Below are 12,878 nucleotides of genomic sequence, written 5' to 3' on the forward strand. Positions count from 1 at the left end.
CCTGCTGGCCGCCTACCAGCAGCGGGAAAGCCGGCTTCGCAGCTTCGCGGTGGCGATGGAGCAGCGTGCGGGGGCGGTGGGACTGAAACCCACAGCCGCCTCAACGCCCGTCATCCTCGGACTTGTTCCGAGGACCCCTGCGTCGGCTGCGAAAACGGCAGGCGGAGAAGTCGCGACCTAGTCGGCACGCGACAGCTCGGCGGCGCGAGAGGTCCTCGGAACAAGTCCGAGGATGACGGGCGTTGAGGCGGCTGTGGGTTTCAGTCCCACCGCCCCCGCACGCTGCTCCATCGCCACCGCGAAGCTGCGAAGCCGGCTTTCCCGCTGCTGGTAGGCGGCCAGCAGGTCCTCGGGCGAGGCCTGGGCCATCTCGTCCCGCGTCGCCAGCCAGCGGGCCTGGGAGCGCCCCAGGGCCGCCGGCGAGACGCCGGCCGCCAGCACCGCCTCATAGGCCGCCGCCATCCGTTGCTCGGCCTCGCGCAGGGTGGGATCGATGCAGGTCATCTGGGCCGCCAGGGTCGGGGCTTCGCGGCAGCCGACCGTGTCCTCGGGCGGCGCGACGTCGGCCAGGGGCGTGGCGGCCACGGGCGCGCTGACGGCGGTCGGCAGGGCGCCCCAGGTCTCTGGGTGGGCCACGGGACGCGCGTCCGAGGTCAGGACGATCCGCAGGCCGCGCGGGGCATGGGCGATGACGGTCAGGGGCGCCTCGGGGGGCGGCACCTGGAACACCAGCGGCCGGGGGACGGGCTCGGGGGTCTCGGTCCCCAGCAGCAGCCACAGGCCCCAGACGCCCAGCGGCATGGCGATCAGGCCCAGCAGGATGTTTCCGCCGAACCGTCGCCTGGGGGGCGGCATCACGCCGTAGCGGCGCTGGCCCCAGGTGTCGGACGCCGGGTTGCGTTCGTTCCGGGCCGCCCAGTTGTCGTTCGATGGCGATGTGAGACGCAGGTAAGCCATGCCACTGTCCTGACCACACGTCCCGCATGCGCGCGCGAGCCGGGTCCCCAATGACGGCTTGAAAAAGCAACAGCGTGACTGTGGCGGAATATAGCCGCTTCAGGCGCTCAGTATTATCCGGGAGAACCCCAGGTTTCCCCGAGGTATTTACTGGATCGTCTACTCAAGCTCTACCGGCTTGGGACGACAGATGATCGGCGGTGATTCCGATCTTGGCTAAGGCCATGGTCCATTTGTTGTCGTAGTCGTCGCCGAATAGTAGCGCTTCGTCGGCGTCGCAGATCAGCCAGACATTGTCGCGCAGCTCCTGCTCCAGTTGGCCGGGACCCCAGCCGGAGTAGCCCAGGGCCAGGATGGCGTGGCGCGGCCGGCGGATCTTGCTGCCCAGGGCGTCCAGCGCGTCGCGGGTCACGGTCAGGGCCAGGCCGTCGGCCACCGGCACCGTGGAGTCGGGCGAGGTGTAGTCGTCGGTGTGCAGCACGAAGCCGCGCTCGCGCTCGACCGGACCGCCGAGCATCACCAGATCGCCGCCGGCCTCGATCTCGGGCGCGACGCCCAGGTTGTTGAGCAGCTCGAACAGGGTCAGGCCCTCGACCGGGCGGTTGACCGCCAGGCCCATGGCCTTCTCGGCGTCGTGGGCGCAGACGTACAGCACCGCGCGTTCGAAGCGCGGATCCTCGATGCCGGGCATGGCCACCAGCATCTGTCCGGCGAGGAAGCCTGTCTGGTCTCCCTTCGGGTCGGGGTCCGCGTGATCCTTGYGAGATGAGTCCATCCTCAGAGGATCGGATCGGAACGCGACAGTTTCAAGTCCAACCTTCCCTTGGCGATCGGCTCGGGCGGCTTTATCTCCGTTGCGCGCTCTCAACGAACACGCAACGCACAGGACACCACACATGGCGATCAAGGTTGGCGACAAGCTTCCTTCGGCGACTTTCATGACCAGCACGGCCGAGGGGCCGGCCCCGGTCACGACCGACGATCTGTTCAAGGGCAAGACCGTCGCCCTGTTCGCGGTGCCCGGCGCCTTCACCCCGACCTGCTCGGCCAAGCACCTGCCGGGCTTCAAGGATCACGCGGCCGACTTCAAGGCCAAGGGCGTGGACGTCATCGCCTGCGTCTCGGTCAACGACCTGTTCGTGATGAAGGCCTGGGGCGCCGACCAGGGCATCACCGACGAGGTGGTCCTGCTGGCCGACGGCAACGGCGAGTTCACCAAGGCCATCGGCCTGGACTTCGACGGCAGCAAGTTCGGCATGGGCCTGCGCTCGCAGCGCTACTCGCTGATCGCCAAGGACGGCGTGGTCGAGACGCTGAACGTCGAAGAGGGCGGGGAATTCAAGGTCTCGTCGGCCGACTACATGCTGGGTCAGCTGTAGGGTTCTACGACATCGCGACGATTGGGGACACGCCCTTGCGGCGTGTCCCCGGATCACGCGCCGGCCTCCTCCGGATAGGCCGCGCACCGATTGGGGACACGCCGCAAGGGCGTGTCCCCGTTTCGCTCTACGCGCCAAGCATCTCCGGCGTCACGGATTCCAGATCCGCCGACCCGCCCGTCACGGCCGCGACCTGCCCCGGCACGCTCGCCAGCACGTTCTCGCCATAGACCCGCGCCAGCGCCAGCCGCAGGCCCTCTGGCTCGGCCAGCGCGCCCTTGGCCAGCATCCAGCCGCCGACGGTGTCGCCCAGCAGCTTCAGATAGGCCGTGGCCCCGGACAGGGCGTCGGGCATGGCCCGGGCCCGGCGTTCGATCAGCCAGGCCGTGGCGGCGCTGGCCGCGTTCAGGGCCGCGTCGAAGCGCAGGGCGAAACCGGCCAGGTCGCCGCCGGCGGCTTGCAGCAGGTCCAGGGTGTCGCGCATGTCGTCCATCAGGTCGCCGATCGCCTGGCCTTCGCCCAGCATCAGCTTGCGGCCGATCAGGTCGATGGCCTGGATGCCGTTGGCGCCCTCGTAGATCGGGGCGATGCGGGCGTCGCGATAGTGCTGGGCCGCGCCGGTCTCCTCGATGAAGCCCATGCCGCCGTGCACCTGCACGCCCTGCGAGGCGACCTCGACGCCGATGTCGGTGGACCAGGCCTTGGCGATCGGCGTCAGCAGCTCCTCGCGCAGCTTGGCGGCGGCGCGCTCGTCCTCGGTCGCGGCGTGGGTCGACAGGTCGGCGGCCACGGCGGTCGACAGACAGATCCCGCGCGCCGCCTCGATCTTGGCCTTCATCAGCACCAGGGTCTTGCGGATGTCGGGGTGGTCGTAGAGCCGCGAGGGCTGAGCGCCGGTCCAGGCCGATCGGCCCTGAGTGCGCTCCAGCGAGAAGTCCAGGGCCTGCTGGTAGGCCCGCTCGGCGATGGCCGTGCCCTGCGCGCCGACTTGAAGCCGCGCGGCGTTCATCATCGTGAACATGTGGGCCAGGCCCGAGCCCAGCTGGCCGACCAGTTCGGCCTTGGCGCCTTCGAACAGCATCACGCAGGTGGGCGAGCCGTGGATGCCCAGCTTGTGCTCCAGCCCGCCGACCCGCAGGGCGTTGCCCGCGCCCAGGGCGCCGCTCTCTTCGACCATGAGTTTGGGGGCCAGGAACAGCGAGATGCCCTTCACGCCGGGCGGGGCGTCGGGCGTGCGGGCCAGCACCAGGTGCAGGATATTGTCGGCGGCGTCGTGGTCGCCCCAGGTGATGAAGATCTTCTGGCCCGACAGGGTGTAGCCGCCGTCGCCGTCCGGAGTGGCCATCGTGGTCAGCGCGCCCAGGTCCGAGCCGGCCTGGGGCTCGGTCAGGTTCATGGTGCCCGTCCACTCGCCCGACACCAGCCGGGGCAGGTAGAGGGCCTTCTGGCGGTCCGAGCCGTGGTGGGCCAGAGCCTCGATGGCCCCCAGGCTCAGCATCGGGCAGAGGCCGAACGCCATGTTGGCGGCCTGGACCATTTCCAGCACCGCGACCTCCAGGGTCTTGGGCAGGCCTTGGCCGCCATGCTCGGGCGCGGCCGCCAGGCCGGTCCAGCCGTCCTGGGCGAACTGGCGATAGGCATCGGCGAAGCCGGGGGCGACGCGGACCACGCCGTTCTCCAGCTTGGCGCCGACCAGGTCGCCGGTCCGGTTGAGCGGGGCCAGCACCTCGCTGGCGAACACTCCCGCGGCCTGCAGCACCGCCTCCACCGTATCGGCGTCGGCCTCCGGGAAGGCGGCGGCCAGGCGGTCGAAGCCGGCCACGTGCTTCAGGGCGAAGGCGAGGTCGCGAACGGGCGCGCGGTAGGTCATGGGACGGGTCCGATCTGGCGTCAGGCTCAGGTGAACTTCGTTTAGATGCTGCAGCGCACCGTGCAAAGCCGAACCGATCACGGCTTCGTGAAGCGCGGTCCCTTCATCGGCGGGCCAAGCTTCCTAAGTTGGGGGTTCAGCAACTGCTGCTATTACAGTTTGGAGACTGTCCCTCATGAATCGCCGTTTCGCCTCCGCCCTCCTGGCTGGCGCCCTCCTGGCCGCGCCCGTCGCCGTCCTTCCGGCCGTCGCGTCCGCCCAGGCTACCGCCACCGACCCGGCCCAGGCCCCGGCCGGCGCCTGGACGATCGACAAGAAGCACGCCAGCCTGACCATGAAGGTCACGCACTTCGGCACCTCGCACTACACCTTCCGCTTCGCGCGCGAAGCGATCGACGGATCCTACGACTACAACCCGGCCAAGCCGCTGGACACCAAGGTGTCGATCACCATCGACGCCGCCGCCGTCGACACCGGTCTGCCGGACTTCAACAAGGAAATCGGCACGGACCCGAAGTTCTTCAACGGCGCGCAGTATCCGAAGATCACCTTCGTCTCGACCAAGGTCGAGCCGGGCAAGCTGACCGGCGACCTGACCTTCCGCGGCGTGACCAAGCCGGTCACCCTGGACGTCAAGTACAACGGCTACGCCAAGACGCCGTTCGGCTCGCAGATCATGGGCTTCTCGGCCACCGGCACGATCAAGCGTTCGGACTTCGGCTTCACGCACCTGAAGGGTCTGGTCGGCGACGACGTGGACCTGGAGATCGAAGCCGAGTTCAATCCGAAGAAGTAGGCCAGACGCCGAGCGCGAGCTTGGCCTTGGAAACGACATCGGTTCGAGCTTCAATTCGAACCTGCTTGAGACGAGGACGACCATGACCGCCGAAGCGCCTATCCAGACCCCTTCGGCGGCGGGTCGCTCCCCCCGCTACACGCCCCGTTCTCGCTATACTGGGGTGGCGATCGTCATTCATTGGCTGATCGCCGCCTCCATCCTCTTCCAGATCATCCTGGGCTGGCGGATGGGCGACGAGCCCAAGGGGCCGGCCACCTACGCCATCTTTCAACTGCACAAGTCGATCGGCATCACGATCCTGCTGCTCAGCCTGGCGCGCCTGGCCTGGCGGCTGACCCACCGCCCGCCGCCGCATCCGGCGACCCAGCCGCGCTGGGAGACGATCGCCTCGCAGATCGTCCACGTGGCCTTCTACGTGATCATGATCGGCCTGCCGATCACCGGCTGGATCATCGTCTCGACCAGCAAGCTGACCATCCCGACCGTGCTCTACGGCGCGATCCCTTGGCCGCACCTGCCGTTCCTGCCCGAGCTGGCGGCCGGTCCCAAGCATCTGTGGCATGAGATCGGCGAGAACGGCCACGGCCTGCTGGTCAAGACCACCTATCTGCTGCTGGCCCTGCACCTGGGCGCGGTGGCCAAGCACCAGATCCTCGACCGCGACGAGGTGCTGGGCCACATGGCGCCGGGCGCCAAGCCGGGCTGGCTGGAGCCGCGCGCCTGGCTGGCCGCCGCGGGCCTGATCGCCGTGATCGCGGCGGGCTATCTCTACAAGCCGGCCGTCAAGCACGCGGCGCCGGCGCCCGCCGAGGTCGCCGCCGATGCGCCCGTCGCGGCTCCGGCGTCTCCGGCCACGCCCGCCGAGGCGACGACGCCCGCCGCTGAAGCCGCCGTCCCTGTCGAGCCGGACAAGGCGCTGAAGGATCCCGTCGCCTGGGCCGTGGCCAAGAGCTCGACCCTCGGCTTCTCGGCCACCTGGGCCGGCGATAGCATCGAGGGCCAGTTCAAGCGCTGGACCGCCGACATCCTGTTCTCGCCCGAGGCCCTGGACCGCTCGAAGCTGACCGTCAGCATCGACATGAGCTCGGCCGCCACCGGCGACGACCAGCGCGACTCCAGCCTGCCCAGCGACGACTTCTTCGCCACGGCCGCCCATCCCAAGGCGACCTTCACCGCCAGCAAGTTCCGCAAGACCGGCGAGGGCAGGTTCGTGGCCGACGGCACGCTGGACCTGCGCGGCGTCAAGAAGCCGGTCAGCCTGCCCTTCAGCCTGAAGATCGACGGCGACACGGCCACGGCGCGCGGTGTAACCACCCTGGACCGGACGGCGTTCGGGGTTGGACAGGGTGAATGGGCCTCTACGGATCAGATCGGCGGCAAGGTGAAGGTCAGCTTCGCCATCACGGCCAAGAAGAAGTAGCGGCCGCCGCGAAGGCGCTCGCCGGCGGCGGCCTGGTGCTGCTGCCGACCGAGACCGTCTACGGCCTGGGCGCCGACGCCTCGAACCCCGCTGCCGTGGCGGCGATCTTCGAGGCCAAGGGCCGCCCACGCTTCAACCCGCTGATCGCCCACGTCCACGACGTCGAGACCGCCGCGCGCATCGCCGCGTTCGATGATCGCGCCCAGGCCCTGGCGGTCGCGTTCTGGCCCGGTCCGCTGACCATCGTCGCGCCGGTCCGCGACACGGCCGCCGTCTGCGACCTGGCCCGGGCGGGGCTCGACACCGTGGCCATCCGCGTGCCCGGCCATCCGCTGTCGCGGGCCGTGCTGGCCGCGTTCGGCGGGCCGGTGGTCGCCCCCTCGGCCAATCGCTCGGGGCGACCCAGCCCCACCACCTTCGCCGACGCCTTCGCCGAGACCGGCGACAAGGCGGCCGTTGCGCTCGACGGCGGCCCCTGCGACGTCGGGCTGGAAAGCACCGTCGTGGCCGTGCTCGACGGCCCCGTCCGCCTGCTGCGCCCAGGCGCGGTGACCCGCGCCCAGCTCGAGGCCGTGGTCGGCCCCCTGGCCGAAGCCGACAACGACGCCAAGCGCTCGCCCGGCCGTCTGGCCCTGCACTACGCGCCAGACGCTCCGGTGCGGGTCGACGCGACGGCGCCTGAGGCCGGCGAGGCGTTCCTGGCGTTTGGAGAATGGCCGGAAGGCGAGGGAGTCTTCAACCTCAGCCCTTCAAGCGACCTCGCCGAAGCCGCCGCGAACCTGTTCTCCTATCTGCGCGCCGCCGACCGCACCCAACCCGTCGGCATCGCCGTCGCGGCGATCCCGGACGAAGGCCTGGGCGAAGCGATCAATGACCGGCTGCGACGCGCCGCCGGGTTCATAGGATAGAGCCGATGAAATTCCGCATCATGTATATCGAGGACAAGTCCAAGGGCGTGAACGGCCCGGCGCGGATCGGACGGGTCCGGCTCTCCAAGACTGGGGAGACGCTGTACTACGGTGGGCGGTCGTTCGAGGCCCTGCGCAATTCGGGCCTGAAGGCCAATTTCATCGATCAGGAGAGCGGTCAGGTCTTCTGGATCGCCAAGGCGCGTAAGGGCGGCGACGATCGCCTCTACAAGGGCGCGGGCGATCCGCCGGTGATCGACGACGACGTGCGCGAGGAATACTGGCGCGACGTGCGGGGCATGCCGGATCCAGAGGCGAGCTAGTCCAGGGCAGCGGATGTCGGTCAGCGCGTATAAGCTCGGTAGATACTGACAGGGCCGATCTCGGAAGCGTATCCTCCCGCGCCATGACCAAGCCCGTTCCCGCCGACACCCTGTCCCGCCTCAAGGCCGTGCTCGGCGAGGGCGGATGGAGCCAGGATCCCGACCGCCTGGCCCCCAAGCTGCAGGAGTGGCGCGGGCGATGGTCCGGCGAAACACCGCTGCTGGCCCTGCCGCGCTCGACGGTCGAAGTCGCGGCGGTGGTGGGGATCTGCGCTGCTGACGGCGTGGCGATCACCCCGCAGGGCGGCAACACCGGCCTCGTCGCCGGCCAGATCCCGCAGGGCGAAATCCTGCTGTCCACCGAGAAACTGATCGCCGTGCGCGACGTCGACGCCTTCGACGACGTCATGGTGCTGGAGGCGGGGGTGACCCTGGCCAAGGCCCACGAGGTGGCCCTGTCGGTCAATCGCCGCTTCCCGTTGAGCCTGGCCTCGGAGGGGTCGTGCACCATCGGCGGCCTGGCCTCGACCAACGCCGGCGGCACGGCCGTACTGCGCTACGGCGTCATGCGCGACCAGATCCTGGGGATCGAGGCGGTGCTGCCCAACGGCGAGATCTGGAACGGCCTGAAACGCCTGCGCAAGGACAACACCGGCTACGACCTCAAGCACCTGCTGATCGGGGCCGAGGGCACGCTGGGGATCATCACCGCCGCCAGCCTGAAGCTCTATCCGCTGTTGGCCTCGCGCTGCGTGGCCATCGCCGCCGTCGCCACGCCGCACGACGCCATCGCGCTGCTGGCCCGGGCCAAGGACGAGACCGGCGGCGCCGTCGAGGCCTTCGAGCTGATGAGCCGCCTGGGTGTCGCTTTCGCGCTCAAGCACATACCGGGCCTGCGCGAACCGCTGGAGGCCGTGCATCCCTGGTACGTTCTGATCGAGACCGCCTCGGGCGAGCCCGGCGCGGCCGAGGCGGCCATGGAGCGGCTGCTGGCCGGGGCGCTGGAGACCGGCCTGATCCAGGACGCCGCCGTCGCCCAGTCCGAGACCCAGGCCCACGCGCTGTGGGCGGTGCGCGAGAACCAGTCCGGCGGCCAGAAGCCCGAAGGCGCGGCCTGGAAGCACGACGTGTCGGTGCCGGTTTCGAAGGTGGCGGACTTCATCGACCAGGCAACGGCGGCGGTTGAGAAGCTCTCGCCCGGCGTGCGCGTGGTGGCCTTCGGCCATGTCGGCGACGGCAATGTGCACTACGACGTGCTGCGGGCCGATGGAGCGACGGATGACTCTCACGACGCCCTGCGCGACGAGGGCGCGCGGATCGTCCACGACATCGTCGCGTCGATGAACGGCTCGATCAGCGCCGAGCACGGCCTGGGGGCGATGAAGTCGGCCGAGGCCCTGCGCTACAAGAGCGCGGTCGAGATCGAGGCCCTGCGCGCCGTTCGCGCGGCCCTGGACCCCCAGCGGATCATGAACCCGCGCGTGCTGTTCTAGGCCGCGTCGTCCTGGCGTCGCGCGGCCGCCGCCGCCTGGGCGCGCCGGACGCCCAGGCAGATGAACATCGAGGCCAGGGCGCCGAGCGGGAAGGTGGCCTTGAAGTAGCCCGCCTGCTGGCCGGGTCCGAGCAGATTGATCGCCAACGGCAGGAAGCCCCACGACCCGTCCGCGGCCCGCATCCAGAACGCCCCGACCCCGACGAAGCACAGCACCGCCCAGGCGATGCGCCACTTCAGGCCCGGGGTGCGGATCACCAGGAACAGGGCGACGAACATCACCAGCGGGCAGGTCAGGGCGGCGATCAGGCCAAGGAGCTGGGGCATCGGTCGTGTCCGTCGAAAGGGCGGGCAACATCGCGGCGAGCGGCCCCCTTGTCCAGCCTCGCACTAGCTTCGGCTCGTCCGAGCCTCTATCTGCACGGCCATGCTGATGGTCATCTCTCCCGCCAAGTCGCTGGACTTCACCGCGCCCGATCAGGTGCTGCCGCTCACCACGCCCGAGCTCAAGACCCAGATCGCCGAGCTGGCCAAGGTGACGCGCAAGCTGACGGCCGCCGACCTGCGCCGGCTGATGCACATCTCCGAGAAGCTGGCCGAGCTGAACCACGCCAGGTTCCAAACCTTCGACGCCCAGGTCGAGGACGGCCTCCAGGCGGTCATCGCCTTCAACGGCGACGTCTATGCCGGCCTCAACGCGCGTGAACTGGACCGTCCGGCCCTGGACTGGGCCCAGGACCACCTGCGGATCCTGTCGGGCCTGTACGGCGTGCTGCGGCCGCTGGACGCCCTGCAGGCCTATCGCCTGGAGATGGGCACCCGTCTGAAGACCAAGAAGGGCTCCAACCTCYACGACTTCTGGGGCGAGACCATCGCCAAGACCCTGAACGCGGCCGCCAAGGACCACGCCGATCCGACCCTGGTGAACCTGGCCAGCCAGGAATATTTTGGAGCCGTCGACGCCAAGGCCCTGAAGCTGCCGACCGTCACCTGCCACTTCAAGGAAGAGAAGGGCAACATGCTGCGGGTGCTGGGTTTCTTCGCCAAGAAGGCCCGCGGCCGGATGGCCCGCTTCGCCGTCGACAATCGGATCGACAAGGCCGAGGACCTCAAGGGCTTCGACCTGGACGGCTACAAGCACCGCCCTGAGCTCTCGACGCCCGCCGACTGGGTTTTCGCTCGCCCCCAGCCCTGAATTCATCTACCGATGAATTATAAAGCCTCGCTCATCGCAAGAGCGAGCTGTATGCTGCGTTGCAGCAAATTTGGCAGGACTGTCAGGGAGCTCGTCGATGGCCGTGGATTTCGGTTTGCAGGGTCAGGTCGCGATCGTGACCGGCTCGACCAGCGGCATCGGCCACGCCATGGCCGACGCCTTGGCCGCACAGGGCGTCAACATCGTCCTCAACGGCCTGGGCGAGATGAACGCCATCGAGAAGACCCGCGCCGAGCTGGCTGAAAAGCACGGCGTCGAGGTGCTCTACAACGGCGCCGACATGACCAAGCCCGGCCAGATCGCCGAGATGGTGTCCGCCGCCAAGGCCGAGTTCGGCGAGCTGGACATCCTGGTCAACAACGCCGGCGTCCAGCACGTGGCCCCGATCGAGGACTTCCCGATCGACCAGTGGGACCTGATCATCGCCATCAACCTGTCGTCGGCCTTCCACGCCACGCGGGCGGCGATCCCGATCATGAAGGAGCAGGGCCGCGGGCGGATCGTCAACATCGCCTCGGCCCACGGCCTGGTCGCCTCGCCGTTCAAGGCCGCCTACGTGGCCGCCAAGCACGGCATCCTGGGCCTGACCAAGACCGCCGCCCTGGAACTGGCCACCTTCGGCATCACCTGCAACGCCATCTGCCCGGGCTTCGTGAAGACCCCGCTGGTCGAGGCCCAGATCGTCGACCAGGCCAAGGCCCGGGGGATCTCGGAAGAGGCGGTGATGAAGGACGTGATCCTCGCGGCCCAGCCGACCAAGCAGTTCGTCACCTTCGACCAGCTGAACGGCCTGCTGCTGTACCTGGTCTCCGACGCCGGGGCCTCGGCCAACGGCTCGGCCTTCAGCATCGACGGCGGCTGGACCGCCCAGTAGCCGGGGACATGCCCTCGCGGCGTGTCCCTCACGCCGCAAGGGCATGTCCCCGATCGTCTGACGGAGTCCGCATGCCCATCGGTCCGTTGAAGAAGAAGCCCTCGGGCCCCAAGCCCATCTCGCTGGCGCTGCAAGGCGGCGGCTCGCACGGGGCGTTCGAGTGGGGCGTGCTGGACCGCCTGCTCGAGGAAGACGATCTCGAGATCATGGCGGTGACCGCGGCCTCGGCCGGGGCGATGAACGCCGTCTGCCTGGCCCAGGGCCTGATCGACGGCGGCCGCGACGGGGCCAAGGCCCGGCTCGAACGGTTCTGGAAACAGGTCAACCGCAACGGCGGCCGCAACGTGTTCGGCGACACCGGCATCTGGACCAGCGCCTTCGCGGGTGGGGCCGACTGGCTCAAGAACAGCCCCGGCTGGCGGCTGGCCGAGACCTTCGCCCTGTCGATGAGCCCCTACGAGTTCAACCCGTTCAACCTGAACCCGCTGCACGACGCCCTGGAAGGCGAGATCGACTTCAAGGCCTTGCGCGAGCGCTCGCCGATCAAGCTGTACATCGCGGCCACCGAGGTGCGGACCAGCAAGTCCAAGGTGTTTCGCGAGACCGAGCTGACCGCCCGCCACATCATGGCCAGCGCCTGCCTGCCCCAGGTGTTCCAGGCGGTCGAGATCGACRGCGAGCCCTATTGGGACGGCGGCTTTCTCGCAAACCCGCCGCTGTGGCCGCTGTTCTACGACGACACCCCCGACGACATCCTGCTGGTCAGCCTCAACCCGTTCGTCCGCGAGGAGACGCCCAAGACGCCGGGCGAGATCATGGACCGGCTGAACGAGATCACCTTCAACGCGGCCCTGGCTAGCGAGCTGCGGGCCATCGGCTTCGTGCAGAAGCTGCTGGATGAAGGCCTGCTGAAAGACACCGCGCGGGGCCGCTATCGCAAAATGCTGATGCACGCCATCACCGCCGACAAGGCCCTGGCCGACCTGTCGCTGGGCAGCAAGTTCGACACCGAGTGGAGCTTCCTGACCGACCTGCGCGAACGCGGCCGCAAGGCGGCGGACGACTGGCTGGGCAATAGCCTGACCGAGGTGGGGGTGAGCTCCAGCCTGGACCTGAGGGCCGGGTTTCCGTAGCGGGGACATGCCCTTGCGGCGTGTCCCCAAACCCATCCCCGGCGCTTGACCGCTCCACGCTCCCCCGCCCAAGCTCCCCGCCGGGATTTCAGGAATCGAGGGGACGGCATGTTCGCAAGAGTTTCGGGGCTGACTCTGGCCGCCGCGTTGCTGGCCGGGCCTGCGCTCGCCGCGCCTTCGGTGGCCGAGGTCCAGGCCGCCGCCAAGGCCGTCCAGCCCAAGGTCGTGGCCTGGCGGCGCGACGTCCACGAGCATCCCGAGCTGGGCAACCAGGAGGTCCGCACGGCCGCCCTGGTGGCCAAGGAACTGAAGGCCCTGGGCTTCGAGGTCCGCGAGGGCGTCGGCCGCACCGGCGTGGTGGGCGTGCTTAAGGGCGGCAAGCCCGGCAAGGTCGTGGCCCTGCGCGCCGACATGGACGCCCTGCCGGTCGAGGAAAAGACCGGTCTGCCGTTCGCCTCCAAGGTCACGGCRCAGTGGGAAGGCCGGACCCTGCCGGTCATGCACGCC

At 69.2% G+C, this 12,878-nt stretch carries 14 protein-coding genes and 1 pseudogene; 11 read left to right on the plus strand and 4 right to left on the minus strand.

The window, feature by feature from the left end; translation table 11 throughout:
* On the plus strand, window positions 1-181 hold a 181-nt coding region (locus AC1DZ6_RS09335; RefSeq protein ID WP_477096914.1), incomplete at its 5' end, for a hypothetical protein.
* On the opposite strand, the gene AC1DZ6_RS09340 is transcribed toward AC1DZ6_RS09335, so the two are convergent.
* Window positions 178-957, minus strand: a complete 780-nt coding sequence (locus tag AC1DZ6_RS09340) for a lysozyme inhibitor LprI family protein (protein WP_477096915.1) — start codon at window positions 955-957, stop codon at window positions 178-180. The two genes, AC1DZ6_RS09335 and AC1DZ6_RS09340, sit on opposite strands and share 4 nt — an antisense overlap.
* Window positions 958-1,120: 163 nt before the next feature.
* Window positions 1,121-1,732 (minus strand): YqgE/AlgH family protein, encoded by a 612-nt coding sequence (locus AC1DZ6_RS09345; RefSeq protein WP_477096916.1) that lies wholly within the window; start codon window positions 1,730-1,732, stop codon window positions 1,121-1,123.
* 121 nt (window positions 1,733-1,853) lie between these two features.
* On the opposite strand from AC1DZ6_RS09345, the gene AC1DZ6_RS09350 reads away from it, so the two are divergent.
* The gene (locus tag AC1DZ6_RS09350) at window positions 1,854-2,336 is read left to right on the plus strand and encodes a redoxin family protein (RefSeq protein ID WP_477096917.1); all 483 of its coding nucleotides are present in this window, start codon (window positions 1,854-1,856) and stop codon (window positions 2,334-2,336) included.
* A gap of 127 nt (window positions 2,337-2,463) precedes the next feature.
* Here the strand turns inward: AC1DZ6_RS09350 and AC1DZ6_RS09355 are convergent, their stop codons facing one another.
* Window positions 2,464-4,206, minus strand: coding sequence for an acyl-CoA dehydrogenase (locus tag AC1DZ6_RS09355; RefSeq protein WP_477096918.1), 1,743 nt, complete (start codon window positions 4,204-4,206; stop codon window positions 2,464-2,466).
* A 175-nt stretch (window positions 4,207-4,381) separates the two neighbouring features.
* Here AC1DZ6_RS09355 and AC1DZ6_RS09360 point away from each other — a divergent pair, with 175 nt between their 5' ends.
* The 5 genes from AC1DZ6_RS09360 (at window position 4,382) to AC1DZ6_RS09380 (ending at window position 9,149) form a co-directional block, all read left to right on the plus strand.
* Window positions 4,382-5,002: a YceI family protein gene (locus AC1DZ6_RS09360; protein ID WP_477096919.1), complete on the plus strand. Its 621-nt coding sequence runs from the start codon at window positions 4,382-4,384 to the stop codon at window positions 5,000-5,002.
* Window positions 5,003-5,084: 82 nt separating this feature from the next.
* A complete protein-coding gene (locus AC1DZ6_RS09365; protein WP_477096920.1) occupies window positions 5,085-6,425 on the plus strand; it encodes a YceI family protein in 1,341 nt (446 codons plus the stop codon).
* Complete coding sequence (locus AC1DZ6_RS09370; RefSeq protein WP_477096921.1) at window positions 6,356-7,333, plus strand: L-threonylcarbamoyladenylate synthase; 978 nt, start codon at window positions 6,356-6,358, stop codon at window positions 7,331-7,333. The genes AC1DZ6_RS09365 and AC1DZ6_RS09370 overlap by 70 nt, the downstream gene beginning before the upstream one ends.
* A gap of 5 nt (window positions 7,334-7,338) precedes the next feature.
* On the plus strand, window positions 7,339-7,656 hold the full coding sequence (locus AC1DZ6_RS09375; RefSeq protein WP_477096922.1) for a 1-deoxy-D-xylulose-5-phosphate synthase: 318 nt from the start codon (window positions 7,339-7,341) through the stop codon (window positions 7,654-7,656).
* Window positions 7,657-7,739: 83 nt separating this feature from the next.
* Window positions 7,740-9,149 carry an FAD-binding oxidoreductase gene (locus tag AC1DZ6_RS09380; RefSeq protein ID WP_477096923.1) on the plus strand — a complete coding sequence of 470 codons (1,410 nt, stop codon included), beginning with the start codon at window positions 7,740-7,742 and terminating at the stop codon, window positions 9,147-9,149.
* Here the strand turns inward: AC1DZ6_RS09380 and AC1DZ6_RS09385 are convergent.
* Complete coding sequence (locus AC1DZ6_RS09385) at window positions 9,146-9,475, minus strand: hypothetical protein (protein WP_477096924.1); 330 nt, start codon at window positions 9,473-9,475, stop codon at window positions 9,146-9,148. The genes AC1DZ6_RS09380 and AC1DZ6_RS09385 overlap by 4 nt on opposite strands.
* A gap of 100 nt (window positions 9,476-9,575) precedes the next feature.
* Here AC1DZ6_RS09385 and yaaA point away from each other — a divergent pair, with 100 nt between their 5' ends.
* The 4 genes and pseudogenes from yaaA to AC1DZ6_RS09405 all read left to right on the plus strand — a co-directional run.
* Window positions 9,576-10,343: a peroxide stress protein YaaA gene (gene yaaA / locus AC1DZ6_RS09390; RefSeq protein WP_477096925.1), complete on the plus strand. Its 768-nt coding sequence runs from the start codon at window positions 9,576-9,578 to the stop codon at window positions 10,341-10,343.
* Window positions 10,344-10,440: 97 nt separating this feature from the next.
* A complete protein-coding gene (locus AC1DZ6_RS09395; protein ID WP_477096926.1) occupies window positions 10,441-11,238 on the plus strand; it encodes a 3-hydroxybutyrate dehydrogenase in 798 nt (265 codons plus the stop codon).
* Between the two features lie 71 nt (window positions 11,239-11,309).
* Window positions 11,310-12,371 (plus strand): patatin-like phospholipase family protein, encoded by a 1,062-nt coding sequence (locus tag AC1DZ6_RS09400; protein WP_477096927.1) that lies wholly within the window; start codon window positions 11,310-11,312, stop codon window positions 12,369-12,371.
* Between the two features lie 108 nt (window positions 12,372-12,479).
* Window positions 12,480-12,878 (plus strand): annotated as a pseudogene (locus tag AC1DZ6_RS09405) (amidohydrolase); the annotation flags it as partial.

Source organism: Caulobacter sp. P1_B12_2 (assembly GCF_056406675.1).

Bases quoted from the DNA above. Each gene is read 5' to 3' on its own strand.
- AC1DZ6_RS09340 (WP_477096915.1), bottom strand. From the start codon at position 957: ATGGCTTACCTGCGTCTCACATCGCCATCGAACGACAACTGGGCGGCC.
- AC1DZ6_RS09350 (WP_477096917.1), top strand. From the start codon at position 1,854: ATGGCGATCAAGGTTGGCGACAAGCTTCCTTCGGCGACTTTCATGACC.
- AC1DZ6_RS09355 (WP_477096918.1), bottom strand. From the start codon at position 4,206: ATGACCTACCGCGCGCCCGTTCGCGACCTCGCCTTCGCCCTGAAGCAC.
- AC1DZ6_RS09360 (WP_477096919.1), top strand. From the start codon at position 4,382: ATGAATCGCCGTTTCGCCTCCGCCCTCCTGGCTGGCGCCCTCCTGGCC.
- AC1DZ6_RS09365 (WP_477096920.1), top strand. From the start codon at position 5,085: ATGACCGCCGAAGCGCCTATCCAGACCCCTTCGGCGGCGGGTCGCTCC.
- AC1DZ6_RS09370 (WP_477096921.1), top strand. From the start codon at position 6,356: ATGGGCCTCTACGGATCAGATCGGCGGCAAGGTGAAGGTCAGCTTCGC.
- AC1DZ6_RS09375 (WP_477096922.1), top strand. From the start codon at position 7,339: ATGAAATTCCGCATCATGTATATCGAGGACAAGTCCAAGGGCGTGAAC.
- AC1DZ6_RS09380 (WP_477096923.1), top strand. From the start codon at position 7,740: ATGACCAAGCCCGTTCCCGCCGACACCCTGTCCCGCCTCAAGGCCGTG.
- AC1DZ6_RS09385 (WP_477096924.1), bottom strand. From the start codon at position 9,475: ATGCCCCAGCTCCTTGGCCTGATCGCCGCCCTGACCTGCCCGCTGGTG.
- AC1DZ6_RS09395 (WP_477096926.1), top strand. From the start codon at position 10,441: ATGGCCGTGGATTTCGGTTTGCAGGGTCAGGTCGCGATCGTGACCGGC.